This window comes from Halorubrum sp. Hd13 (assembly GCF_002252755.1).
In the GTDB taxonomy this organism is placed as follows: Archaea; Halobacteriota; Halobacteria; order Halobacteriales; family Haloferacaceae; genus Halorubrum.
Window position 1 is genome coordinate 1 of record NZ_NHOY01000126.1, and the last position, 23,613, is coordinate 23,613.

At 68.9% G+C, this 23,613-nt stretch carries 25 protein-coding genes; 17 read left to right on the plus strand and 8 right to left on the minus strand.

Going from position 1 to position 23,613, the window contains the following annotated elements; all coding sequences use genetic code 11:
- Positions 1–439 precede the first annotated feature (439 nt).
- Entirely contained in the window at positions 440–1,294 is an 855-nt protein-coding gene (locus DJ81_RS18150; RefSeq protein ID WP_094590977.1) for a molybdopterin-synthase adenylyltransferase MoeB, read from the minus strand.
- Positions 1,295–1,635: 341 nt separating this feature from the next.
- On the opposite strand from DJ81_RS18150, the gene DJ81_RS18155 reads away from it, so the two are divergent.
- A complete protein-coding gene (locus DJ81_RS18155; RefSeq protein ID WP_094525484.1) occupies positions 1,636–1,899 on the plus strand; it encodes a MoaD/ThiS family protein in 264 nt (87 codons plus the stop codon).
- A 33-nt stretch (positions 1,900–1,932) separates the two neighbouring features.
- On the opposite strand, the gene DJ81_RS18160 is transcribed toward DJ81_RS18155, so the two are convergent.
- The gene (locus DJ81_RS18160) at positions 1,933–2,952 is read right to left on the minus strand and encodes a PLP-dependent cysteine synthase family protein (RefSeq protein WP_094590979.1); all 1,020 of its coding nucleotides are present in this window, start codon (positions 2,950–2,952) and stop codon (positions 1,933–1,935) included.
- 150 nt (positions 2,953–3,102) lie between these two features.
- Between DJ81_RS18160 and DJ81_RS18165 the strand changes: the two genes are divergently transcribed.
- From DJ81_RS18165 to DJ81_RS18175, 3 genes are all read left to right on the plus strand, one after another.
- Positions 3,103–3,402: a sulfurtransferase TusA family protein gene (locus DJ81_RS18165; RefSeq protein WP_094581266.1), complete on the plus strand. Its 300-nt coding sequence runs from the start codon at positions 3,103–3,105 to the stop codon at positions 3,400–3,402.
- Positions 3,403–3,404: 2 nt separating this feature from the next.
- Positions 3,405–3,740, plus strand: a complete 336-nt coding sequence (locus tag DJ81_RS18170; protein WP_094525481.1) for a rhodanese-like domain-containing protein — start codon at positions 3,405–3,407, stop codon at positions 3,738–3,740.
- 175 nt (positions 3,741–3,915) lie between these two features.
- On the plus strand, positions 3,916–5,046 hold the full coding sequence (locus tag DJ81_RS18175; RefSeq protein WP_094590981.1) for a HAMP domain-containing sensor histidine kinase: 1,131 nt from the start codon (positions 3,916–3,918) through the stop codon (positions 5,044–5,046).
- Positions 5,047–5,075: 29 nt separating this feature from the next.
- Here DJ81_RS18175 and DJ81_RS18180 read toward each other — a convergent pair whose 3' ends face one another.
- Positions 5,076–6,284: a YeeE/YedE family protein gene (locus DJ81_RS18180; protein WP_094590983.1), complete on the minus strand. Its 1,209-nt coding sequence runs from the start codon at positions 6,282–6,284 to the stop codon at positions 5,076–5,078.
- A gap of 155 nt (positions 6,285–6,439) precedes the next feature.
- Here DJ81_RS18180 and DJ81_RS18185 point away from each other — a divergent pair, with 155 nt between their 5' ends.
- The 4 genes from DJ81_RS18185 (at position 6,440) to DJ81_RS18200 (ending at position 10,511) form a co-directional block, all read left to right on the plus strand.
- Positions 6,440–7,819 carry a twin-arginine translocation signal domain-containing protein gene (locus DJ81_RS18185; RefSeq protein WP_094590985.1) on the plus strand — a complete coding sequence of 460 codons (1,380 nt, stop codon included), beginning with the start codon at positions 6,440–6,442 and terminating at the stop codon, positions 7,817–7,819.
- Entirely contained in the window at positions 7,820–8,968 is a 1,149-nt protein-coding gene (locus tag DJ81_RS18190) for a sulfurtransferase (RefSeq protein ID WP_094590987.1), read from the plus strand. It abuts the gene before it with no gap.
- Positions 8,965–10,029 (plus strand): YncE family protein, encoded by a 1,065-nt coding sequence (locus tag DJ81_RS18195; protein WP_094590989.1) that lies wholly within the window; start codon positions 8,965–8,967, stop codon positions 10,027–10,029. Before DJ81_RS18190 ends, DJ81_RS18195 begins: the two co-directional genes overlap by 4 nt.
- Positions 10,030–10,127: 98 nt before the next feature.
- On the plus strand, positions 10,128–10,511 hold the full coding sequence (locus tag DJ81_RS18200) for a SaoD/DsrE family protein (RefSeq protein ID WP_094526790.1): 384 nt from the start codon (positions 10,128–10,130) through the stop codon (positions 10,509–10,511).
- 86 nt (positions 10,512–10,597) lie between these two features.
- Here the strand turns inward: DJ81_RS18200 and cmk are convergent, their stop codons facing one another.
- On the minus strand, positions 10,598–11,212 hold the full coding sequence (gene cmk / locus DJ81_RS18205) for a (d)CMP kinase (protein WP_094526789.1): 615 nt from the start codon (positions 11,210–11,212) through the stop codon (positions 10,598–10,600).
- Positions 11,213–11,849: 637 nt separating this feature from the next.
- Between cmk and DJ81_RS18215 the strand changes: the two genes are divergently transcribed.
- The 3 genes from DJ81_RS18215 (at position 11,850) to DJ81_RS18220 (ending at position 15,774) form a co-directional block, all read left to right on the plus strand.
- Positions 11,850–12,092, plus strand: a complete 243-nt coding sequence (locus tag DJ81_RS18215; RefSeq protein WP_094526788.1) for a hypothetical protein — start codon at positions 11,850–11,852, stop codon at positions 12,090–12,092.
- Positions 12,093–12,137: 45 nt separating this feature from the next.
- Positions 12,138–12,740, plus strand: coding sequence for a hypothetical protein (locus tag DJ81_RS19005; protein ID WP_141212624.1), 603 nt, complete (start codon positions 12,138–12,140; stop codon positions 12,738–12,740).
- A 202-nt stretch (positions 12,741–12,942) separates the two neighbouring features.
- Entirely contained in the window at positions 12,943–15,774 is a 2,832-nt protein-coding gene (locus tag DJ81_RS18220; RefSeq protein WP_094590991.1) for an ATP-dependent helicase, read from the plus strand.
- A 24-nt stretch (positions 15,775–15,798) separates the two neighbouring features.
- Here the strand turns inward: DJ81_RS18220 and DJ81_RS18225 are convergent, their stop codons facing one another.
- Positions 15,799–15,987 carry a hypothetical protein gene (locus tag DJ81_RS18225; protein WP_094590993.1) on the minus strand — a complete coding sequence of 63 codons (189 nt, stop codon included), beginning with the start codon at positions 15,985–15,987 and terminating at the stop codon, positions 15,799–15,801.
- Between the two features lie 104 nt (positions 15,988–16,091).
- Complete coding sequence (locus tag DJ81_RS18230; RefSeq protein WP_094581272.1) at positions 16,092–17,075, minus strand: formyltransferase family protein; 984 nt, start codon at positions 17,073–17,075, stop codon at positions 16,092–16,094.
- A 180-nt stretch (positions 17,076–17,255) separates the two neighbouring features.
- On the opposite strand from DJ81_RS18230, the gene purS reads away from it, so the two are divergent.
- The 5 genes from purS to ilvD all read left to right on the plus strand — a co-directional run bounded on the left by purS (position 17,256) and on the right by ilvD (position 21,735).
- On the plus strand, positions 17,256–17,507 hold the full coding sequence (purS, locus tag DJ81_RS18235) for a phosphoribosylformylglycinamidine synthase subunit PurS (protein WP_004595793.1): 252 nt from the start codon (positions 17,256–17,258) through the stop codon (positions 17,505–17,507).
- Between the two features lie 73 nt (positions 17,508–17,580).
- Positions 17,581–18,258: a phosphoribosylformylglycinamidine synthase I gene (gene purQ, locus DJ81_RS18240; RefSeq protein ID WP_094591029.1), complete on the plus strand. Its 678-nt coding sequence runs from the start codon at positions 17,581–17,583 to the stop codon at positions 18,256–18,258.
- Positions 18,259–18,312: 54 nt separating this feature from the next.
- Complete coding sequence (locus DJ81_RS18245) at positions 18,313–18,705, plus strand: VOC family protein (RefSeq protein WP_094526783.1); 393 nt, start codon at positions 18,313–18,315, stop codon at positions 18,703–18,705.
- Between the two features lie 58 nt (positions 18,706–18,763).
- On the plus strand, positions 18,764–19,855 hold the full coding sequence (locus DJ81_RS18250) for a type I restriction enzyme HsdR N-terminal domain-containing protein (RefSeq protein WP_094590995.1): 1,092 nt from the start codon (positions 18,764–18,766) through the stop codon (positions 19,853–19,855).
- Between the two features lie 86 nt (positions 19,856–19,941).
- Positions 19,942–21,735 (plus strand): dihydroxy-acid dehydratase, encoded by a 1,794-nt coding sequence (gene ilvD, locus DJ81_RS18255; protein ID WP_094522326.1) that lies wholly within the window; start codon positions 19,942–19,944, stop codon positions 21,733–21,735.
- An 88-nt stretch (positions 21,736–21,823) separates the two neighbouring features.
- On the opposite strand, the gene DJ81_RS18260 is transcribed toward ilvD, so the two are convergent.
- Entirely contained in the window at positions 21,824–22,075 is a 252-nt protein-coding gene (locus DJ81_RS18260) for a hypothetical protein (protein ID WP_094522327.1), read from the minus strand.
- Between the two features lie 176 nt (positions 22,076–22,251).
- Here DJ81_RS18260 and DJ81_RS18265 point away from each other — a divergent pair, with 176 nt between their 5' ends.
- Complete coding sequence (locus DJ81_RS18265; protein WP_249269163.1) at positions 22,252–22,806, plus strand: NYN domain-containing protein; 555 nt, start codon at positions 22,252–22,254, stop codon at positions 22,804–22,806.
- A 14-nt stretch (positions 22,807–22,820) separates the two neighbouring features.
- Here the strand turns inward: DJ81_RS18265 and DJ81_RS18270 are convergent, their stop codons facing one another.
- Positions 22,821–23,483: a S26 family signal peptidase gene (locus tag DJ81_RS18270; RefSeq protein WP_094526780.1), complete on the minus strand. Its 663-nt coding sequence runs from the start codon at positions 23,481–23,483 to the stop codon at positions 22,821–22,823.
- Between the last annotated feature and the right edge of the window lie 130 nt (positions 23,484–23,613).

Sequence of the window (23,613 nt, forward strand, 5' to 3'; positions counted from 1 at the left end):
CCCCAGCCGCGAGGGCGGCGCACGCTCGCTGCGCTCCTCGGTCGCTCGTTACACTCACTCCCTGCGGTGCTTACGTCGCCTGTGCCGCCCTCGCGGCTGCCCCTTTGAATCCCACCCGACCGCCCAGCGACCGCACCTCATCCCTCCCCAGCCTCGTCAGTCGCTCTCGCTCCGCTTCGGGCGACTGACTCCAGCGAGGGACCGGAGGTCCCTCTGGCAGCCGGCGCTACGCGCCGGCGACAGCGAGGCGCAACGCGCCTCTGGCAGTCGGGCGAAGCCCGACGACCTCGCGCGTGCTGCTCGGCCGCGGGAGCGGCCTCGCAGGCACGCGCCACCGCATCGTTTGTTTATTAGCTACTATCGCCGGCTCGCTCGCTCTTTAAATACGCACCGCGGTCAGCGGTCACATTGAAAAGTAGAACCGCTCCGACCGTCGGCCTCAGTCGTCCGCTTCGATCTCCGGCTCGTCGCCGCCGACATCGATGGCGCAGGAGGCGCTGTAGTCGACGTCGTGGACCGACTCGATGGCGGGGTCGTCGCCGCACACCGGGCAGTCGTCCTGTTTCGGAATCTCGACCTTGTCGAACTCCATGTCGAGCGCGTCGAAGAACAGCATCGAGCCGTCGAGCGACTCGCCCTCGCCGATGATGTGTTTGACCGTCTCGGTCGCCTGCAGACAGCCGACGGTGCCGGGGAGCACGCCGAGGACGCCGGCGGTCGCGCAGTTCGGGACCATCCCGGCCGGCGGCGCCTCGGGGAACAGACAGCGGTAACACGGCGAGTCGTCGTCGCCCGCGAACGTCGTCACCTGCCCCTCGAACTTGAAGATGGAGCCGTGCGAGAAGGGGACCCCGGCGAGCGTGCAGGCGTCGTTGACGAGGTACCGCGTCGCGAAGTTGTCCGTGCCGTCGACGACGAAGTCGTAGCCCTCGATCAGCTCCTCGACGTTGTCCGGGGTCACCCGCAGCTCGTGCTTCCGGACGTCGATGTCGGGATTGAGCCCCTCGACGAAGTCGGCGGCGGAGTCGACCTTCTTCCGTCCCACGTCGTCGTTCCCGTGGATCACCTGGCGCTGGAGGTTCGACAGTTCGACCTCGTCGTCGTCGGCGACGCCGAGCGTCCCCACCCCGGCGGCGGCGAGGTACTGGATGATCGGCGCGCCGAGCCCACCGGCGCCGAGCACGAGCACTTCGGCGTCGAGCAGGGCCTTCTGCCCCTCGGGACCGACGTCGTCCATGATGATGTGCCTGGAGTACCGGTCGAGCTGCGTCGGATCGAGGTCGAGGTCGCTCATTTGCCGCCGCTTGTCGCTGCAAACCAATAAGACGGCCGCCCACCGGCGCGTGCTGCCGACATCTCGGAGATGCGCCCGGTTCGCACGACCGGTTGCGCATCTGGGGACGGCCCGCGGCGCATCGGGGGACGGCCCGCAACGCATCGAGAGGACGACCGGCGGCGCACGGGGAGCCGGCCGGTACCGCGCCCGACGACGGCCTCGCTCGACTCGTCGCGGACGCGGGACCGACGGCAGACGTCCGTCGCGGGCGCGTCGCTCCGGGCTCGGCGGTCGTGTTAGACCGGGGCCACCGTTGCCGTCGGCGGGGTCCTTTTTTGACTGGGACGAGAACCGCTAATATGGCCACGATTAAGCTGCCGGCCGTCCTCGTCGGCGGGTCCGCGACCTCTGAGGTCGAGGTCGAAGGGGAGACCGTCAACGAACTGTTCGACAACCACGCCGACGAGCACGGCCCGGAGCTCAGAGACAGCGTGCTCGAAGACGGCGAAATAAAGGAGTTCATCAACGTCTACGTCGAGGGGACGCCCGTCGACGGCGTCGACGCCGAGGTCCCGGCAGACGCGCAGGTCCGCGTCATCCCGGCGGCGTCCGGCGGTCGGTAACCGGTCCGTCTCTCGGTTCGCGGCGGGATTCGCTTATAAGTAGTCCTCCCAGAGCGGGATGTCCGCGTACTTGTCGCCGCGGTCGCACAGCATGAAGACGACGACGTCGTCGTCGTCGAGCTCGCCCGCCGCGTCCAGGTTCGCCACGACGGCCGCGCCGCCGCCCGCCGACGTGCCCACGACGAACTGATCGTCGACGCGGAGGTGCTCGCGGACCGTCGCCTCGTCGTGCTGGCCGAGGTCGGCGATCGGCACCGGCTCGTCGAGGTAGCGCTCGCGGAGCGCCCGCGCCTGGTCGTACGCGTCCGAGGTGGCGACGTACTCCGTCCGGTCGAGCACCGACTTGTCGTACGTCTCGGGGTGGTAGTGGTCGCCCGTCTTGAGGTATTTCAGGCCGTCGATGGCGTGGAGCTGCTCGTCGGGCTCGAAGCCGACGATCTCCGTCGCCCCGTCGCTCAGGTCCGTCAGGCCACGGCCGGTCCCCGTGATCGTCCCGCCCGTCCCGACCCCCGCGACGAAGTGAGTCACGTCGCCGTCGGTCGCCTCGTATATCTCCCGGGCGGTCGTCCGCTCGTGGGTGCCCGGGTTGTCTGGGTTCTCGTACTGGTTCGGGCGGAAGTACGCCTCTGGGTCCGCGGCGATTATCTCCTCGCAGCGCTCGATGACGGCGTCGTAGCCGAGGTTGGCGTCGACGAAGTGGATCTCCGCGCCCGCGTCCCGAACGGCGTCCACCTTCCCGCCGGCGGCGTTGTCGGGCATGACGATCTCGACGTCGTAGCCGCGGGCGGCCGCGAGCCGCGCCACCTCGCTGCCGGTGTTGCCCGAGGTAGGCTCGATGACGGTGACGCCGGACTCGAGGTCGCCGCGCTCCTCGGCGCCGTCCAGCATCCCCTTCGCGATCCGGGACTTGATCGACCCGCCGCCGTGGGGGGCGTCGTAGAGGTTGAACCACTCCGCCTTCGCGTACACGTCCGCGTCGGCCCCGAGGTCGAGGTCGAGCTCCACGAGGGGCGTCTCGAAGATCGTCGACTCGTCGACGACGTACTGGCTCATAGGCCTCGTAGATCGCTCCCGGGTAAGAGTCCGACGGAAACGGCTGTCTCGGCGCCTATCGCGGTCGTGCGTCGCGATCGCCCGTCAGAGATACGGGAGAAGCCTGCCGGTCACGAAAGGCGTTACACGGCGAATCGTCTATCGAGCCGTATGAGCCAACCATCGTGGGACGACGTCGTCGAGATGCCCGACGAGCTCGACGACGAGACCGCCGAGGCGCTCTTCGATGACGCGACCGAAGTACAGGACATGACCGGCGAGGTCTGCCCGTACCCGCAGGTCGAGGCCAAGAAGGCCGTCGCGGGGCTCTCCCCCGGCGACGTGCTCGTCCAAGAGACTGACCACGTCCCGAGCACGGAGAACGTCCCGAAGGCCGTCGGCGACGACGCGACCGCGAAGGTCTGGAAGTCGGGCGACGGCCGCTACCGCATCTTCATGCGGAAGGAGTGATCATGGTCGAAGAACTCACCCCCGAGGAAGTCAACGAGCGCGTCCAGAATGGCGACATCCGCGTCATCGACACGCGACCGCAGGAACAGTACGAGCGGGGTCACATCCCGGGCGCTATCAACGTCCCGCTCGGCGACCTCCCGTCGATGGTCCCGGACATCGACTGGGACGACAGGGACGTCGTCTGCGCGTGTCCGGTCGGCCAGTCGTCGAAGCAGGCCGCGATGCTGATCAGCAGCTACGAGGGCGTCGAGGAAGACATCGTCGTCGCCAGCATGTCCGGCGGCTACGAGGAGTGGGACTTCGAGCTGGAGACCGACGCGTCCGCCGACGCGTAGTTCGCCCCGATCTGTCCGCTGACACGGAGGTCGCCCCGACCCGCCCCCCGGTTTCCGTCGGCAGCGCTCGGAGAGGGCGGCGGCGGCGGCCCGCACAGCGGTCTCTGAAACTATATGTGCGTCCGACTGTCACGTTGGCGTATCTCTTTGTACCGCAGGCCAGTTAGTGGCCCGCATGGACGCCGAGAAGGCCCGCCGAGAGCTCTACGAGGTGATGAACGAGTCGCGCGAGTTCGACGAGAAGGCAGAACGAGCCCTCGCGCTCGGGAAACGGTACCTCGACGTCGAAAACGCCCACCTGACGGAGATCCACCCCGACAGCGACTACTGGGAGACGGTCGCCAGTACGGACCCGCCTGAGGGGGCGTTCCCGGCCGGACTGGTTCTCGACCTCGGGACCACCTACTGCCGGCGCGTCGTCGCTGATCGGGAGACGGTCGCGCTCCACGACGCTCCCGAACAGGGGTGGGCCGACGACCCGGCGTTCGACGCGCACGAACTCCGCTGTTACCACGGGAGCCCCGTCGTCGTCGACGACGAGCTCTACGGGACCGTCTGCTTCGTCTCCGAGGGCGCCCGATCGCGGCCCTTCAGCGACGAGGAAACGCTGTTCGCGGAGCTGATCGCCCGGGTGCTCGAACACGAGCTGCAGCGTCGGCGCACCGCGGTCGAGATCGAGCGGCTGGACCGGTTCGCCAGCGTGCTCGCCCACGACCTGCGCAATCCGCTCGGGGTGGCGCAGGGGTACGTCGACTTCGCTCGGGAGTCGACCGGCGATCGGGACCTCGACACGGCGGCGACCGCGCTCGACCGCATGGAGGAGCTCATCGAGGACGTGCTGACGATGGTCCGACAGGGCCGGTCCGTCGAGTCGGCCGACGAGATCCGACTGGGGTCGGTGGCCGAGCGATGCTGGCGATCGGTCGTGACCGAGGAGTCCGCGCTCCGCGTCGAGTCGGACCTGGCGATCCGGGCGGCCCCCGACCGGCTGCGGCGGCTGTTCGAGAACCTCTTTCGCAACGCGATCGAGCACGGGGGCGACGACGTCACGGTCCGGATCGGCGCGCTGCCCGACGACGCGGGGTTCTTCGTCGAGGACGACGGACCGGGCATCCCGGAGATCGAGCGCGACTCCGTCTTCGAGCGGGGGTACTCGTCGGAGTCGGAGGGGAGCGGGCTGGGGCTGGCGATCGTCGCGAGCGTCGTCTCCGCGCACGGCTGGGAGATCGCGGTCACGGACGCCCCGAACGGCGGCACTCGGTTCGAGGTCAGCGACGTCGCCGTGCTCGATCCGGTGACGGACTGACCGGACCGACGGCGGATCGGCGCCGTCGGTCAGATCGCGCAGCCGACCTCGCGGTACATGTAGTGAGTCATGACGTAGACGCCGAGGATGATCCCCCCGCCGGCGAGGAACGAGTGCACGGAGAGCAGCGCGATCCCCGAGAAGAGGTTCGCGATGTTGCAGCCGGCGGCGAGCCGCGAGCCGACGCCCATCAGGAGGCCGCCCGCGGCGTAGTTCGGCACGCGGTTCAGCTTCGGTTTCCGGATCCGGAAGTCGCCGGAGGCGTACGCGGCGAGGAAGGAGCCGACGACGAGCGACGCGATCATCACCATGTCGATGCTCAGGGAGATGTCGCCGTCGCGGAAGAGGATCGAGCCCCAGTACTCGACGCTCGCGACGTCGTAGCCGGTCTGCGCGAGGAGGTAGCCGGCCCAGCGCGCCTCGCTGCCGGTGATCGCCCAGTGGCCGTGCACGTAGAACCAGAGGCTCGCGACGACCGCCATCGCGACGCCCGCGGTCCGCGCGTCCCACGAGTCGCGGAGCCGGACTCTCACCGGTCGGTCGTCGCCGCGGAGGCCGCGGACGTACTCGACGGTGCCGTCGGCGATGCCACGCAGGCCGACCGAGACGGCCGAGAGCGTCCGAGAGGCGCCGAGAACGGCCTGCGCGCGTGTGTCGGCCCCCACGCCGGTCCCGCCTGAGGGGTCGTCCGGGAGCCGGCTCCGCCCCTTCACGAACGCGTACGCGACGGTGCCGGCCGCGACCGCCAGCGTCCCCGTGATCGCCGGCGAGAACGGCAGCGAGAGGTACAGCGTCCGCCCTTCGAACGGGTTCAGCGTCTGGAAGTAGTACGTCTCCGCCACGGGGAACGCGAACGCGAAGAGGACGTACCCCACGAACATGAAGAGGAGGACGAGCCAGAACTGGAGGTACCCCTGTCCGGCCCGATAGAGGGTGCCGGACGCGCAGCCGCCGGCGAGCGTCATCCCGAGGCCGAAGACGAAGCCGCCGAACAGCGACCCCAGCCCCCACGCGGGCGTCCAGAAGCCGCGGAAGTAGCCGAACGTGGCCTGCAGGCTCCAGAACACGGTCATCACCGCGAGCCCGGCGAGCAGTCCCTTCAGCACGCGCGTGTCTTTGAACGCGACGAAGTCCCGGAACGCGCTGACGAAGCAGAACCGCGCCTTCTGTAACAGCACGCCGAACGAGAGGCCGACCGCGATCGATATCCCGACGTACGCGACGGGAGACAGTATCATTACGCGGGTCGAGTGCTCCCCGGCGTAAAACGTCGCTGAAGACGGTAACGGTGCGCGATGATCAGAGGAACAAACAACATTTGCCGCTATTTGACACACGGGGCAACGAAGCGCGCCTCCGGGAGCCCTTTAGGCGCGAGCCGCGTCGTGGGGATATGAGCGACGACTGCGGATGCGGATCGAACGACTCGGCGCCGCGCGCGTCCGGCGACGCCGCGCCAGACGCGTCCGCCGACGCGGCGCCCCGTCCCGCGAAGGGGAGCGAGCTGGCGAACGACGACCGGCGCAACCCCTTCGCCGACGGGATCGACCGGCGACGCCTCCTGCAGGCGTCGGGCGCCGTCGGCGCGACGACGGCGCTGGCCGGCTGTTCCGGCGGCGGTGGCGGCGGTGACGGCGACGAGCCCGCGCCGACGATGTTCGTGTTCAACAACGGCGACCGAACGCTGAGCGTCATCGACACGGAGAGCGACGAGCTGCTCAACACCGCGTTCCTCGGCACGACCGCCTCCTTCCCGGCCAACCAGTACGCCACGGGCGTCGACGACGAGCACGACGTGCTCTGGCTGAACGTCTCCGGGGGCGTCCGCGCGTTCGACCAGCGCACGCTGGAGGAGCTCGCCTTCGTCGAGACCGGGTACGGCCCGAACTACCCGAACGTGACGCCCGACGGCGAGCACCTCCTGATCGCCTCCGGCGGGACGACCGGAATGGCGCCCGAGGGCGACGAGGCCCACGCTATCTTCCGCGTCGACGCGGACCGCGACAGCGACGCGTTCGGCGAGGTGACCGCCGAGATCGAGACCGGCTACGTCGGCCCCTGCGACATGACGCTGGGCCCGAACGGCGACTACGCCTTCGTCGTCGACGTCGCCGACGAGGCGGTCCGCGTGTTGAGCGTCGACCCGTTCGAGACGGTGACGCGTGTCGACGCCGGCGAACCGGTCACCGAGGGCAACGTCCTCCCCTTCATGTGCACCGCCTCGTTCGACGGGGAGCTCCTGCTCGTCGAGAACGGGGAGGGGACGCTCGGCGGCGACCCCGAGGTGCCCCGCGAGGGCTCCGAGAGCGTCTGGGACGTCTCCGACCCGGAGAACCCGGAGGAGATCGCGAAGGTCACCCGCGACGACGGGCTCCCGGGCGCGCCGATCACGAGCGAGGTCGCCCCGGACAACTCGGCGGCGTACCTCTTCATCCCCGGCGAGGGGGTCGGCGTCGTCGACCTGGAGGCGAACGAGTACGCGACGACGCTCGACGTCGGCGGCAGCAGCATCGCCGGCGCGTGGGGGCCGAACCGCGAGAAGCTGTACGTCCCCGTGCAGGACGCGAACCAGGTCGCCGTGATCGACCACGCGGAGCGGGAGGTCGTCGCGACCGTCGAGGCCGGCGAGGCGCCCACCGGCGCGGTCGCCGGCACGGTCCGCCCGGAGGAGGACGCGGTGTCGAGCCTCCAGGCGTCGCTCGCCTCGCTCGGCATCGCGTTCGGCGAGATGGAGGCGTCGTGGTGCATGGACGACCACTGCTACTGCGGGTAGATGGCCTCGGATAACGTGCGCGACGACGGTCCCGCCGACCCCGCCGAGAGCGACTCGCCCGCCGACCCCGCCGAGAGCGACGCGGCCGGAGCAGACGAGACGAGCGGGTCCGATCCCGCGTCGACTCGCCGAGGCCTCCTCCGCGCCGCGGCGGGTGCGACGGCCGCCGGCGCGGCGAGCACGGCCGGCTGTCTCGGGATCACCACCCCGGCCGACACCGCCGCGCAGTACGGGCTGAGCGGGAACGTCTCGCACTTCGTCGGACCGAGCTGGCTCGCCGAGAACCGGGGGGACGTCGTCGTCCTCGACGCTCGCGACCCCGAGCGCTTCCGCGAGGAGCGGATCTACGGCGCCAGGCGCGTCCCGTTCGACGCGGTCACGCGCCGAGCGTCGACCGACGCCGGACTGGTCCCGGACGTCGAGGCGATCGCCGACGCGTTCGGTGAGGTCGGGGTGTCGCCCGACGACGACGTCCTCGTCTACGGCGCCAGCGTCGGGTCGCGAGTCACCCGGACCGCGTTCGCGCTCGTCGCCTTGGGCCACGCCGGATCGGTCCGCGTCCTCAACGGCGGCCTCTCGGGCTGGAACGGTCGGCTCGGAACGGGCTCCCGCGACCGGGTCGAGCCGACCGAGTACGAGGCCGACCCCGCCGCGTCGGCGTGGGTCACCCGCGAGTGGCTCGCCGACCGCGTCGGGACGTTCAACGGCGACGGACCGGGGCTCGTCGACGTGCGCGTCCCGGAGGCGTACCTCGGAGCGCCCGCCGCCGACGCCCTGAATCCCGACAACGACCGCCACGGACATCTCCCCGGGGCGATCGGCGTCCACTGGGTCGGCAACGTCGACGGCCGGCGGATGACGGACCCGGGCGAGCTCGTGCAGCTGTACGAGAACCGGGCGGGGCTCGACCGCTCGGGCACCGTGGTCGTCTACGGCGACGACAACGTCGACCCCACGTCCACGTGGCTGACGCTGCGGGCGATCGGCTTCGAGGACGTGCGGCTGTACGACGGCGGGTTCGGCGAGTGGTCGAACGTCGAGGGGGACCGCGGGCGGTACCCCGTCGAGACCAAGACGAGCGCCGTGATCGAGACGGAGGGGAGCGTCGGCGGCGACGACGGCGGCGGCGACTTCTCCTGTACCGGATGAGCGAGAGCGGCTCAGACGGTCCGCCCGACCGAATCGTCGCGGTCCCCTGCGAGGGCGACGACGCGCTCGCGCTGTTCGCGCTCGCCGACGGCGAGCCCCTCGGCGAGGTCCCGGTCGGCAGCCACCCGGTCCACGCGACGACCCGCGGGGGACGGACGTTCGTCGCGACGATGGGCGAGCGAGCGGTCACGGCGGTCGACGCGGACGGCGCCGTCTCGCGGGTCGAGACGGGCGTGCTCGGCCCCTCGCACTTCGCGACCGCGAACGGGGAGCTGTTCGTCTCCTGTACCGCCGGCGACGCGCTCGCCGTCGTCGACCCCGAGTCGCTGACCCTCGTCGCCCGGATCGGGGTCGGCGCCGAGCCCCACGAGGTCGCCGTCTCTCAGGACGGCGATCGGCTCTACGCCGGCAGCCGCCGGGAGGGCGTCGTCGACGTCGTCGACCCCGCGGCCCGCGAGCGACTCGGCGCCGTCGATGTCGGTCCCGACGCCCGAGTGCAGGGCGTCGCGGTCGGCCCCGAGGGCGACCGCGGCTACGCCGTGGATCAGGCGGGCGCCCGCGTCGTCGCGTTCGATACGGAGGGAGTCGACGCGCCGGGAGGGGCCGACGCGCCGGGAGGGGCCGACGCGGCGGGAGGCGCCGACGAGCCGGGCGACGCCTCCGACGCTTCCGTCCTCGGCGAGGCCGCGGTCGGCGCGGACCCGTACGACCTCGTCGTCACCGCGGACCGGGTGTTCGTCCCCGGCCGCGGCGACGGCGTCGTCCACGAGTTCGACCGCGACCTCGGGCTCGCGGCGGTCCACGAGGGGTTCGACCGGCCCGTCGACCTGCTCAGGATCGGCGGCGAGCGGTGGGTGCTCGACGCGGCCGCCGACGGCCTCCGTTCGCTTTCGGGCGCGATCGTCGACACCCCGGCGCCGGGGCTCGCCGCGACCCGCGTCGGCGACCGGCTGGTCGTCTCGCACTACGACGACGACCGGGTCTCGCTCGTCGACGTCTCGCGGGGTCCGATATGGACGGCGGAGACGGGCGCGTACCCCTTCGGGTCCGTCGTGGTCTGAGCGCGGTCCGGCGGTCGGGGCCGCGAACCGCCGTCACAGACACCGGGGAACGCTGCCGATGCCCGCGGAGCAATCAGCGGACCGCTCGACCACGCGGTATGAAGGTCGCTTACGTCTTCGCGACGGCCGGACAGACCATCGACTACGTGCTCGGGGACATGATCCTCCCGCAGCTGGAGGCCGACGCGCACGGCGCCGACGTGGTCGGGATGTTCTTCTTCCACGATAACACCTACGCGCTCCGCGAGGGCGACCCGCTGGGACAGCGGCTCGCCGACGTGGCGGCCGATCGGGACATCCTCCTCATGCTTTGCGATCAGTGCGCGACCCGCCGCGGGCTCGCCGAGTTCGACCGCACCGACGAGCACGGCCGGGACCGGTACGAGCCGACGAACACGGTCGAGGGCGCGACCGTCGGCTGCTTCCCCGACCTCTACGCGGCGCTCGGCGAGGTCGGCGTCGACCACGTGATCACGCTGTAGGCGAGGGACCGCAGGGCGAGAAGGCCGGGTCCGGAAAGACAGGGCGAGAAGGCCGGGCCCGGAAGGACGCGGGCCGAGAAGGTCCGCTAGATCTCGAAGTCGGGCGTGTCGAACGCGCCCTCGTCGGCCTCGACGTCGTAGCCCTCGATCGCGGTGAGCGCGACGTCGAGCGTCGTCTCCGGGTCCCACCGTCCCGTGTTGATCGCGAGGTCGTAGATGGAGCGGTCGGAGAGGTCGATCCCGTAGTACGACTTGTACCGCTTCTCCTCTATCACCTCGCGGACCTGCATCTCGGAGGTCATCTCCTCGCGGTCGAGCGTCCGGTCGGCGCGCACCTCGTCGGGCGCGTCGAGCCAGATCCGGACGTCGGCGCGGTTGCCGGCGATCCAGCCGGCGAGGCGCGACTCCAGGATGAACGCCTTGTTCGCGGCGCCCCACTTCTCGGCGATCCGGCGGAGCCGGCGGTCGAGCGCGCGGTCGATCTCCTCGGACTCGCCCGTCTTCGCGATGAGCTGCGAGAGGCTCATGTCGCGCTCGGCGGCGATCTCGCGGAACAGCTCCCCGCCGGAGACGTAGCCGCAGTCGAGCGCCTCCGCGAGCGCCTCGACCAGCGTCGTCGCCCCGCAGCCCGGCGGGCCGGAGACGGTGACGAACAGGTTGCGGTCGATCTCCCGCTCCGCCGTCGGCGAGGTTCCACTCATACGTGCGGCGCCACGGACGGATCGCGGATAAACGGGGCGGTTCGCGCACCGCTGCCGGGGGCGCGTCCCGCACGCCGCCGGAAGCGGTCGGCTCCACCGACACAACGGCTCTGTTGAAATCGTCAGTGAGTGACACTCTCTGGCTGCTGTATATATAGAGAATGGATGCAGTAGACGGAAATTACGCTCACTAGGGGTGTGGCTATGCCGCTACCAACCGCAGATTGCAGAGACAAAAGACGATTAAAACATGCTATACGTTCTCCGTTCGATTTCAGATACACGAGAGGATGTCATAAGAAGGTAGGACTCTGGACAAACGCTGTCGGCCTCCGCATCAGTGTTGTAGGCACCCTATTGCTTTTTTGCATACGACTGACCGGTATCGGCTATACGGGACCTCGGATCGATAGCGGTGGCGTATCTCGGCCTCATTCTCCTCGGGGTATCAGTCACCGAAGTCGCACTACTGGTGTAGACCAACCTGATTGACACGGATTTTACAGTATCAAGATGGCCGGTTCGATAATTGAGTGACCGACCTGCGCCGTGTGTTTTCCACGGGCAGTAAACTAACAGCTAAAAGAGGTTTTTGAGCATTCAAGCGTATTATACAAAACCGGGTGTACGACTCACTGTGAGCGCTGTTCCAGAACCACAGTCTATCACAGACTACGTCGCAGATGGTGCACGTATCGCGGCAATCCTGCTTATTTGGGGTGTGATCGCTGCGTTTTTCAGTTACGGTGTGACCGAGTTCACAAGTTCTTTCGAGCGAGTGTTCACGCAGCTTGGTGAACTGTTGATTGTAGTGGGCTTTCTTAATGCCCTCCTCTATATGCTCTACCGTACTGTCGATTACTGGCATGAAACAGCGTGACGACGCCACTTACGTATCGAACGATATACCGAAAATGGATTGTGTATGGAAAAACGCACACGAAACGAACCATTTCGTTCTGTTGTGAGCCCTCCCCTTTCGCGTCGACGGTTCCTTTCGGTCTATGCGACTGGCGGTTTCGTCTCTCTCACGGGGTGTTCGACCATCGACCGGTCGGACGAGTCTGTCGACGGAGTAGTCTGGCAAAAGAAAGTCCAGGTCGAACTCACCCAGACGGAGGGATCTGTTTTGACCGATATCCTTCGATTACAGTTTGACCGCGATCGAGACGAGGTCTTCGGGGTTTTCGATCCGGAGTACGTTGATGGAGCCATTAACGATGCATCGGTTGCCGTCTCATCGGAATTGCACGATACCCTAACGACTGAGTTCGATCGAGTGAATTACAAAATCAAACTGGGACCGGTGAACGATGCGGGTGACCACGTCCATGCGCAGGCCCATCGTACTGCGTTCAACGAACTCCCCCTTGCTGGACACGCGTCTGTCGAGAAGTTCTGGGTAGAGGAGACTGACGATCTCCGCGTGGGGTACGTTCGCCCGAAAGAGACCGAACCCCCGAGTCAGCCACCATCCACTTGTGACATTAGTCGCTTCAACCTCGGTGCGAACTACGACAGGTACTGACCGGGTGGGCTAACCCAAGACCGCCCCAGAGACTGTATCGGTGAATCACCACACCGACCTATTCGAGCCATTTCTTTCTGGTAAGGGCCCAGAGCGCCATACGCGCCCCGTAGTCAGCATAGCCTCTCCAAACGAGAAGCGACCGAAGAGTTCCACAGAACCGACACAACCGATATGCCTCCGCGCGCCCACGTACGTGACAGTGAGCGAACTCACGGAACGCGGCGCGGAACGCCCCTCGGCGCGGGCGCTCCTCTGCGAGACCCTCGCCGGTAACGACTCCCCCTCCGTCGAGTTCGACCCGGAGACGGTGCCGCTCCCGGACGGCGACGTGCTCGACCGGCTCTCGCCGCCGGTCCGCCGGTGGTGGGTCTCGGAGTTCGGCGCGTACGTCGGCGAGAACGGCGGCTTCTTCACCCCGCCGCAGCGCGAGGCGATCCCCCACGTCGACGAGGGGCGGAACTGCCTCGTCGCCGCGCCGACCGGCAGCGGCAAGACGCTCGCCTCCTTCACCGCCGTGCTCGACGACCTCTTCGCCCGGGAGCGAGCCGGAGAGCTGGAGAACTCGGTCTACTGCCTGTACGTCTCGCCGCTGAAGTCGCTCGCGAACGACATCAAGCGCAACCTGGAGGTCCCGATCGAGGGGATCGCGGCGGAGACGTGCTCCGGAGACTGGGACGGAGAGGGAGACGGGGACGGGGACGCACACGACCCCGGCGTCCGGCAGGCGATCCGCCACGGCGACACGAGCAAGGCCGACCGGCAGGCCATGCTGGCGGAGACGCCGCACGTGCTCAACACCACGCCGGAGACGCTGGCGATCCTGCTCAACTCCCCGAAGTTCAAGGAGAAGCTCCGGACCGTCGAGTACGTCATCGTCGACGAGATCCACTCGCTGGCGGCGAACAAGCGCGGCACCCACCTCTCCGTCTCGCTGGAGCGGCTGACGGAGCTGGCCGACGGGTCGCCGACCCGCATCGGCTGTTCCGCGACGGTCGAGCCGCTCGACGAGGTCGCCGAGTTCCTCGTCGGCCGCGAGCGCGTCGCCGGCGGGGTCGGCGACGAGTCCGGCCTCGAACCCCGACCGTACGAGCTGGTGGACGCGCGGTTCGTCCGGGAGTTCGACCTGGAGCTTCGCACCCCGGCGGCCGACCTGATACACACCCCCCGGTCGGCCGTCACCGACCGCTTCTACGACGCGCTCCACGAGCTTATCGCCGACCACGAGAACACGCTGGTGTTCACGAACTCCCGCTCCGGCGCGGAACGCACCCTGCAGGAGCTCCGCGAGCGGTACGGTTACGACGAGTCGGACTCGGGCTGTCACCACGGGAGCCTCGGCGAGGGGCAACGCACTCGGATCGAGGAGGGGCTGAAGGCGGGTGACCTGGACGTGGTCACCACGTCGACGAGCCTGGAGCTCGGGATCGACATGCCCCACCTCGACCTGGTCGTGCAGGTGGGCTCGCCGAAGTCGGTCGCGGCGCTGCTCCAGCGCGTCGGCCGCGCGGGCCACAGCCCCGGCGAGACGGTCGAGGGGCGGGTGTTCGCACTGGACCGCGACGAGCTGGTCGAGTGCGCGGCGATGCTCGCCCGCGCCGAGGACGGCTTCGTCGACCGCGTCTTCCTCCCCGAGGGCGCCTACGACGTGGCCGCCCAGCACGTGTACGGGATGGCGATAAACCGGATCCGTCCCGACCGCGAGGTCCGCGAGATCCTCCGGCGCGCCCACCCGTACCGCGACTTCGGCGAGGCCGACTACGAGCGGCTGATGCGGTACCTCACAGCGGACTACGAGGGGCTCGCGGACCGCAACGTCTACCCGAAGGTGTGGCGCGACGAGAACGACCCGCCGGGCGGGGAGCACCACCACGAAGAACATCCCGTAGGCGAACTCCTCGTGGGGAAGCGCGGCCGGCTGGCGCGGGTGATCTACATGACGAACGTGGGGACGATCCCGGACTCGTTCAGCTGTCAGGTGCTCACGCGCGACGGGGAGCCGGTCGGGACGCTCGACGAGAGCTACCTCGACACGCTCGATCCGGGCGACGTGTTCGCGCTGGGCGGCGAGCGGTTCGCCTTCCGGTACCGCCGCGGCTCGAAGGTGTACGTCGACCGGACGAGCGAGCGCCCGACCGTCCCCTCGTGGTACTCCGAGCGGCTCCCGCTCTCCTACGACCTCGCGCGCGAGGTGCTCGCGTTCCAAGGCGAGCTGCTCGACCGGCTCCGGGACGGGGGGCCGCCCGCGGTCCGCGCGTGGCTCCGGGAGTTCCCTCTCGACGGGAGCGCGGTCCGCGCGATCACCCGGATGTACGACGAACAGGTCGCGTACGCCGGCGCCGAGAGCGTGCCCACCCCCGGGCGGCTCGTCGTCGAGGAGGAGCTCGACCGCGCCGAGTACAAGCGCCGGTTCTACGTCCACTCGAACTACGGCCGGCGGTTCAACGACGGCCTCTCGCGGCTCGTCGGGGCCCGGGTCGCGAACCGCACGGACGCGAACGTCGCGGTCGCGGTCGCCGACCGCGGCTTCTCGCTCGCGCTCCCGCTGAACCGCAAGGTCGACGTCGGCGGGATCCTCCGGGAGCTGTCCCCCGACACCGTCCGCGAGGACCTCCGGGAGGCGGTGCAGGGGACCGACCTCCTCCAGCGCTACTTCCGCATCGACGCGGCCCGCTCGCTGCTCATCCTGAAGCGGTACAAGGGGTACGAGAAGACGGCGGCCGAACAGCAGGTGTCGGCGGAGATGCTGCTCTCGTTCGCGGAGGGGCTCGACGAGTTCGCCGTCACCGAGGAGACGTACCGCGAACTGTTGGAGGACCGGCTCGACCTCGCCGGCATCCGCGAGGTGCTCGTCGGGGTCGCCGACGGCGACGTCGATGTCGTGCACCACACCGTCGACTCGCCGGCCCCGCTCTCGTTCGGGCTCGCGACGCTCGTCGACTCCGACACGGTGCTCGCCGACGACGAGTCGGCGGTCCTCCGGGAGTTCCACGCCCGCGTCACGGAGTCGATCGAGGACGGCGACGGCGAGTGAGCGTCGACGTCGGAGCGCGCCCGCTCACGGTCGCGGGGGCTCCGAGGGGATCACGTCCGGAAGCCCGTCGAGGATCAGCGTGGTGTAGTGGAGGGACACGGCGAGGGCGACCACCGAAAGAAGCAGGAGGAACAGCAGGATCAGTCGCTCGTCGCTCCGGACGACGGCGCGGGCGTCGCCGGCGATTTCCGAGATAGATCCGCCGATCGGCATCGCCCGCTCGTACGCGCCCGGTACGGTAAAAGGGTCGCACGACGCGAGTCGGAACCGCGTTACACGGAGCGAGTCGGTCGGCGGTCGCCGCCGACTGCCGCCGGTCAGTCGCTCTCGACCGGCGGCGTCCCCGAGCGCGACAGCGGCTCGCCGTCGACCGGCTCGTCGGGGTTGGCGTCGATCGCCGCCTCGCTGAGCCCGAGCCGGGCGTCGACGTCGGCGTCCTCGCGCACGTGGACCGTGCCGCGGTGGATCGCGATCGCGTCGGCGAGGTGGAGCCGGACGGCGTCGAGCAGCACGTCGGCCTCGAGCGGTTGCCCGCGGCGCTTGATCTCGTCGACGCCCGCGCCCGCGGGGACATCGAAGGCGCGCTGGGAGATCACGGGCCCCTGATCGAGGTCCGTCGTCACGTAGTGGGCGGTGACGCCCGCGATGCGGACGCCGGCGTCGTTCGCCTGCCGGTACGCCTCGGCGCCGGGGAACGCCGGGAGCAGCGAGGGGTGGACGTTGATGATCCGCCCCTCGTAGCGGAAGACGACCTCGGGCGAGAGGATGCGCATGTAGCGGGCCAGCGCGATCAGGTCGACGTCATACTCGGCCAGCAGGTCGAGCAGCCGCCCCTCGTCGGTGTTGCCGTTGCCGTCGCCAACGTCGTAGAAGGGCTTGTCGTAGCGCTCCGCGAGCGAGCGGAGGTCGCCGCGGTTGCCGATGACGACCGGGATCTCGGCCTCCTCGCCGTCTTCGGCGAGGTCGCCGTTGGCCTCCGCCTCCAGCAGCGCCTCGGGCGCGTGCGTCTCCTTCGTGACGAGCAGCGCGATCCGGCGCGCGTCCCGGTCGCTCGGGAAGCGCACCTGGATGTCGACGCCGAGCTCGCGACCGAGCTCCGCGAGGGCGCGGCGGAGCTCGCCGCGCGAGGTCTCCATCTCCGAGGCGTCCACGCGGGTCGTCATCCGGAAGACGCCCTCGCGGACCGCCTGGTCCAAGTCCTCGATGTTGATTCCCCGCTCGAACAGCAGGGAGGTGACCCGCGCGATGAGTCCGGTCTTGTCTCCTCCGACGACCGTGATCTCGGTCAGTTCGCGGGTCATGCGACGATCACCTCCGCGGGTTCGAGCGGCTGCATACACTCCGGCCAGAGCGCGGAGGGGTTTGCCCCTTTCGTTCCGCGCGGGGTCTGCCACCGGCATGATCGACCAATATATACCCACGAACATGGATATAAGAGGCGTTCCAAAACGGTTTTTACACACGACTTCGCAGTATCGAGCATGACGGCATACACCGCGACGGTGACGGTCCGGCTGAAGCGGGGCGTCCTCGACCCGGAGGCCGAGACCACCCAGCAGGCGTTGGAACGCCTCGGGTTCGAGCTGTCTGACCTCCGGTCGGCCGACCGCTTCGAGGTGGACCTGGATGCGGCCGACGCCGACGAGGCCGCCGACCGCGCCGATGAGATGGCAGAGCGGCTCCTCGCGAACCCGACCATCCACGACTACGACGTCGCGGTCGCGGAGCGATGACGGTCGCCGTCGTCGAGACGACGCCGCTCGTCACCGGCGCGGTCGTCGCGGCCGCCCACGCGGGGTGGTCGGCGTGACGGTCGCCGTCGTCCAGTTCGGCGGCTCCAACTGCGACCGCGACGCGGTCCGTGCGCTGGAGCACCTCGGAGTCGAGGCCGAGCGCGTCTGGCACGAGGACGGTCTCCCGGCCGACACCGAGGGCATCGTCCTCCCCGGCGGCTTCTCGTACGGCGACTACCTCCGCGCCGGCGCGATGGCCGCCCGCGCCCCGGTCATGACCGAGGTGCGGGAGGCCGCCGCCGACGGCGTCCCCGTGATCGGCGTCTGTAACGGCGCGCAGATCGGCGCGGAGTCCGGGCTCGTCCCCGGCGCGTTCACCACCAACGCCTCCGCGCGCTTCCAGTGCGAACCGGTCCGCCTCCGCGTCGAACGCGCCGACACGCCCTGGACCGCCGCCTACGACGAGGGCGACGTGATCGAGGTCCCCATCGCGCACGGGGAGGGGCGATTCGAGATCGGCGAGGACGCCCACGCCGACCTCGTCGCCGACGACCGCGTGCTCTTCCGCTACTGCGACGCCGACGGAAACGTCACCGACGCGGCCAACCCCAACGGCTCCACCGACAACGTCGCCGGCGTCATCGGCGAGCGGGAGACGGTCGCCGTCCTCATGCCGCATCCCGAGCGCGCCACGCTCCCGGACCTCGGCCGGAGCACGGACGGGGCGGGGATCCTGAAGGCGTTCGCCTGACGAGTCCCGTCGCCACCGCCGCACCTTTTGCGCCGCGCCGACAAATCTCCGGGTATGCAGGCACGTCACATCGACCACGTCAACGTCCGGATCCCCGAGGACGGCGTCGCCGACGCCCGGGAGTTCTACGGCGAGCGGCTCGGGTTCGGCATCGAGGACGCGCTGTACGCGGCCGACGAGAAGCCCTTCTTCGACGTGCGGCTGTCGGCGACGGCGGTCGTCCACCTCTGGCCGACCGACGAGTTCGAGCCGCCGACGGCGACGAACTACGACCACGTCGCCGTCGTCGTCGAGGAGTCGATCGACGAGATCGAGGCCGAACTGGACGCGGCCGGCGTCGAGATCGAGAAGACGCTCGACGAGCCGCTCGGCGCGACCGGGGAGGCGCCGGCGGTGTACGTCAGAGACCCGTTCGGCTACCGGGTCGAACTGAAGGCGCGGGTGTAAAACCGACAGTATCGACGCTTGTACTTTTAAGAGGACACGCACGCGACGTATCAGGAGGATGGACGAGGAGACGGTGACGAGATATATTGAACGCTCGCGGTCGCTCGTAGAGGAGTCCCCGCAGATGGACGAGCAGAACACCCGGGCGCGGCTGATAGATCCGTTTATAAAAGACGTACTCGGTTGGGACTTCTATTCGACATCGATCGAGATGGAGTACTCGGTCCAGATGGGGTCGACTAAAAAGAAGGTCGACTACGCGCTATTCGCCGACGGATCTCCGGCGGTGTTCGTCGAAGCGAAAGGCTGTGACACGACTATTTCCGAGTCGCACGCTGATCAGCTCCGGAGCTACATGCGCCAAGAGTGGGTCGACTGGGGGCTTCTCACGAACGGAAAGTCATTCCTTGTCTTCCGACTCAAAAAGGACGGGGACAAGCCCGACGTGGAACTGCTTAGGCGCATCGAACTGGCCGATCTCACTGCAAACGACTGGCTGCTTGCGGCATTATCTAAAGAATCGATCCAGTCGGGCGCATCGACGGAGATATACGAGCGTGTCGAACGCCGTCGACAGGCGATTAATGCACTCTCCGACGGAAAATCGGAAATCGCCGAGGCGATCCGTAAAACCGTTATCGACCGCGTCGGCGAAGTTGTTTCACAGCCGGCGGAGTCCCTCTCGAAGACCTTTGTCGATGACCTAATCTCGGAGCTGGAAAGCGATCAAAACGACGGTCGAAACTCCGGTGGGAATTCCACGCAATCGGAAACTGCGTCAGGCGACGGTGAAGAGACCGAGACCGACGATCCGTCCGATACATACGTGGTCAAAATCGCTGATCAAACGGAATCTACCTCGTTCAGCGACGACAGTCAGGCCGACCTCATGGGAACGGTCGTGGACCATCTCATTAGGGAACACGGACTGATCGACGCGTATGCCCCGCTTCCGTACGTTCCGGGAAAGAAAATCGCGATCCTGAACGACGAGCCGACTCATCCGTCGGGCGAAGAGATGCGGTTGTATCGTGCGGTCGGCGGCGGCTATTACGTGTATACATCGCTGAACAAGGGAGACAAGAAACGACACCTCATCGACTTCGCTGACGCGTGCGGTGTCGACATCTCTTTCGACGGCGAGTGGTAGTCCGCCCGGACCCGAACCGGTTCGTCTCCGCGAGCAACCCTCGCCCCCTTGCGGTCGTTTAAGACCCCCGAGCGACAGGGTCAGGTATGAGCGAACAGCAGCCACGATCCGACGAGGGGGAGGCCCCTCGGCGACGCGGAGGCGACGCGGACCGGTTCGCGGGGGAGAAGGACGAGGACCTGCGGAGCAGAGACGTGACGGAGGGCGCCGAGCGCGCCCCCCACCGCTCGATGTTCCGGGCGATGGGGTTCGACGACGAGGACCTCTCCTCGCCGCTCGTCGGCGTGCCGAACCCCGCCGCCGACATCACGCCGTGTAACGTCCACCTCGACGACGTCGCCGACGCGGCGATCGACGGGATCGACGCGGCGGGCGGGATGCCGATCGAGTTCGGAACGATCACCATCTCGGACGCCATCTCGATGGGGACGGAGGGGATGAAGGCGAGCCTGATCTCCCGCGAGGTCATCGCCGACTCGGTCGAGCTCGTCTCGTTCGGCGAGCGCGTGGACGCGCTGGTGACCGTCGCCGGCTGCGACAAGAACCTCCCCGGCATGCTGATGGCGTCGATCCGCACGGACCTCCCCTCCGTGTTCCTCTACGGCGGCTCGATCATGCCCGGCGAACACGAGGGGCGCGACGTCACCATCGTCCAGGTGTTCGAGGGCGTCGGCGCCTACGCCGAGGGCGACATGAGCGGCGAGGAGCTCGACGAACTGGAGCGCCACGCCTGCCCCGGCGCGGGCTCGTGCGGCGGGATGTTCACCGCCAACACGATGGCCTCCATCTCCGAGGCGCTCGGGATGGCGCCGCTCGGCTCGGCCTCCGCGCCCGCCGAGGACAAAGAGCGCTACGAGGTCGCGGAGCGGGCCGGCGAGCTGGTCTTGGACTGCATCGAGAACGACCGCCGCCCCTCCGACGTCCTCTCGCGGGAGTCGTTCGAGAACGCGATCGCTCTCCAGACCGCCATCGGCGGTTCGACGAACGGCGTCCTCCACCTGCTCGCGCTGGCCGCCGAGGCCGACGTCGACCTCTCGATCGAGGACTTCAACGAGATCTCGCGGCGCACGCCGAAGATCGCCGACCTCCAGCCCGGCGGGAGCCGCGTGATGAACGACCTCCACGAGGTCGGCGGCGTGCCGGTCGTGCTCCGCCGCCTCCTGGAGGCCGATCTGCTCCACGGCGACGCGATGACCGTCACCGGCCGCACCCTCGCCGAGGAGATCGCGGAACTAGAGGAGAGCGGCGCGCTCCCCGACGACTCGGAGATCGAGGCCGACTTCCTCTACACCGTGGACGAGCCGAAGGAGGAGGAGGGCGCGATCAAGATCCTCAAGGGGAACCTCGCGCCCGAGGGCTCCGTGCTGAAGGTGACCGGCGACGACGAGTTCTACCACGAGGGGCCCGCCCGCGTGTTCGAGCACGAGGAGGACGCGATGGAGTACGTCCAGTCGGGCGCGGTCGACTCCGGCGACGTGATCGTGATCCGCAACGAGGGGCCGACCGGCGGGCCGGGGATGCGCGAGATGCTCGGCGTCACCGCCGCCGTCGTCGGCGCGGGCCACGAGGACGACGTGGCGCTCCTCACCGACGGGCGCTTCTCCGGCGCGACGCGGGGCCCGATGATCGGCCACGTCGCCCCCGAGGCGGCCGACGGCGGCCCGATCGGCCTCATCGAGGACGGCGACCACGTCACCGTCGACATCCCCGAGCGCGACCTCAGCGTCGACCTCTCCGACGAGGAGTTCGAGGAGCGCCGCGAGGCGTGGGAGGCGCCCGCGCCGCAGTACGAGGGCGGTATCCTCGCGAAGTACGCTCGCGACTTCGCCTCGGCGGCCGACGGCGCGGTGACGAACCCGCGGCTGACGCGGGACCGTTAGGTAACCGGAGTTCGTTTGAAATAGAGGGCGAGGAAAGACCTGAGGCGCGCGGCCGTGAGAGCGGCGAGACCGGACGATTCGCCGCCGTCTACTCCCGTTTTCCCCCGTCAGTGTGCGCGGTCCGGACCGACTCGGCGCGCCAGACGTTGCTGCGGCGACCGGCGCGCGACAGCTCCATCTTGACGACCGAGCCGACCGGCAGGTCGGCCACCTCCTCGCGGGCGTCGTCGTCGGCGTAGTCGACGACGTGGTACGTCTCGTTGCGCGGATGTGCACGAACCGTGGTGCATTCGTGATCGTTCTGTTCGGAAATTACAGTGAAGGTGTCGTAGTTCGACATCTTAACCCGTTATTCTTGGACATACTACTTTAATTCTCCGTATATTCACTACGGTCGTCAATCAGGTGGTAAAACGGATATAAGGTGTATAACGCCGCAGGCGACGCGGGGAACGGAGCGGTCGGCGGTCGTCTCGGACCAGCACGCATATTTCCGCCCGCCGCCGACCCCGACGCATGGAATCCAGTCGGGAGGACGAGGAGCCGGTCGGCGTGGCGCTGTTCGTCGACGGACCGAACGTGTTGCGCGAGGAGTTCGACGTCGACCTCGACGACGTCCGACGGGCGGCCGAGGCCGAGGGGCCGCTCGTGGCGACGCGGCTCTACCTCGACGAGCACGCGACCCCGGGGCTGATACAGGCCGCGGAGGCGCGCGGGTTCGAGGTCGTGATCACGAGCGGCGACGTCGACGTGAAGCTCGCGGTCGACGCCGCCCAGTTCGCGGCCGAGAACCGGATGTCCGTCCTCGCGATCGCCTCCCGCGACACCGACTTCAAGCCCGTCGTCGAGACGGCGAACGGCTACGGGATCCGGACCCTCGCCATCGCGCCCGGCGAGTTCGGGCGGTCCGACGCCCTGCGGAACGCCGCGACCGGGTCCGTGACGCTCGACGAGGTCGGCGCGGACGACGGGGAGGCCGGCTCGGACGGCGGCGAGCCCGGCGAACCGAACGCGGTCGAGGGGGACGCGGCGATCGGGTCGGACGCGGCCGCGGACTCCCAACCCGAGTAACGTTCGGCACCGAGCTACCTCCGCCCGCCGCCGCGTCCGCGACCCGCCCACCCGATCAGCACCGCGCCGAAGCCGCCCGCGATCGCCGCGGCGCCGCCGATACCGACGGCGGTCGGGAGGAGCCCGAGGCGGGCGATCGCGGCGTCGACGCCGACCCGGAACCAGCCGAGGTTCGGGACCGACACCAGCGCCTTGGCGGAGATCCACTCCTCCCGGACGACCGGGGCGATCCCCGCGCTCTGGTCGTACTCGCCGTTCGCGTCGCCGAAGGTGATGTAGCCGTCGTAGGGCGCGGGACAGCTCGCCAGGTCTGCGCAGTCGCCGTCGAGCAGCGCGGGGTCAGCGCGGTCGGTCCAGTCCTCGCCCGCGCTGACCCGGAACGCGAGCCGGTGGAGGATCGGCCGCGTCTCCCCGTCCGGGGGGTCGAACACCACCACGTCTCCCGCGCCCCCGAGCCGCGCGGGCGCGTCGGGCTCGGCGTGTCCGACCAGCCCGCGCCAGGGGAACCGCTCCGTCGCGGTGACGACCACGAGGTCGCCGCGTTCGACGGTCGGCTCCATGCTCCCGCTCTCGACGGCGACGAACGGGGGCCACACGCCCGCGGCCGCCGCGACGACGAGCGCCACGAGCAGGACCGCCGCGGCGGGCGCGAGGAGTTCGGAGACGTTCCGCTTCACGCGAGTCAGGGAGTGGGGAAGCGGCTTGAGCCTGTCGGCGCCCCCGCCCCTTCCGGCGGCGGTCGGGCGCCGAGACCCTGCGACTCCGGGCGCCGAGACCGCCCCGATGGCAAGACCTTAGGCGCGTCCC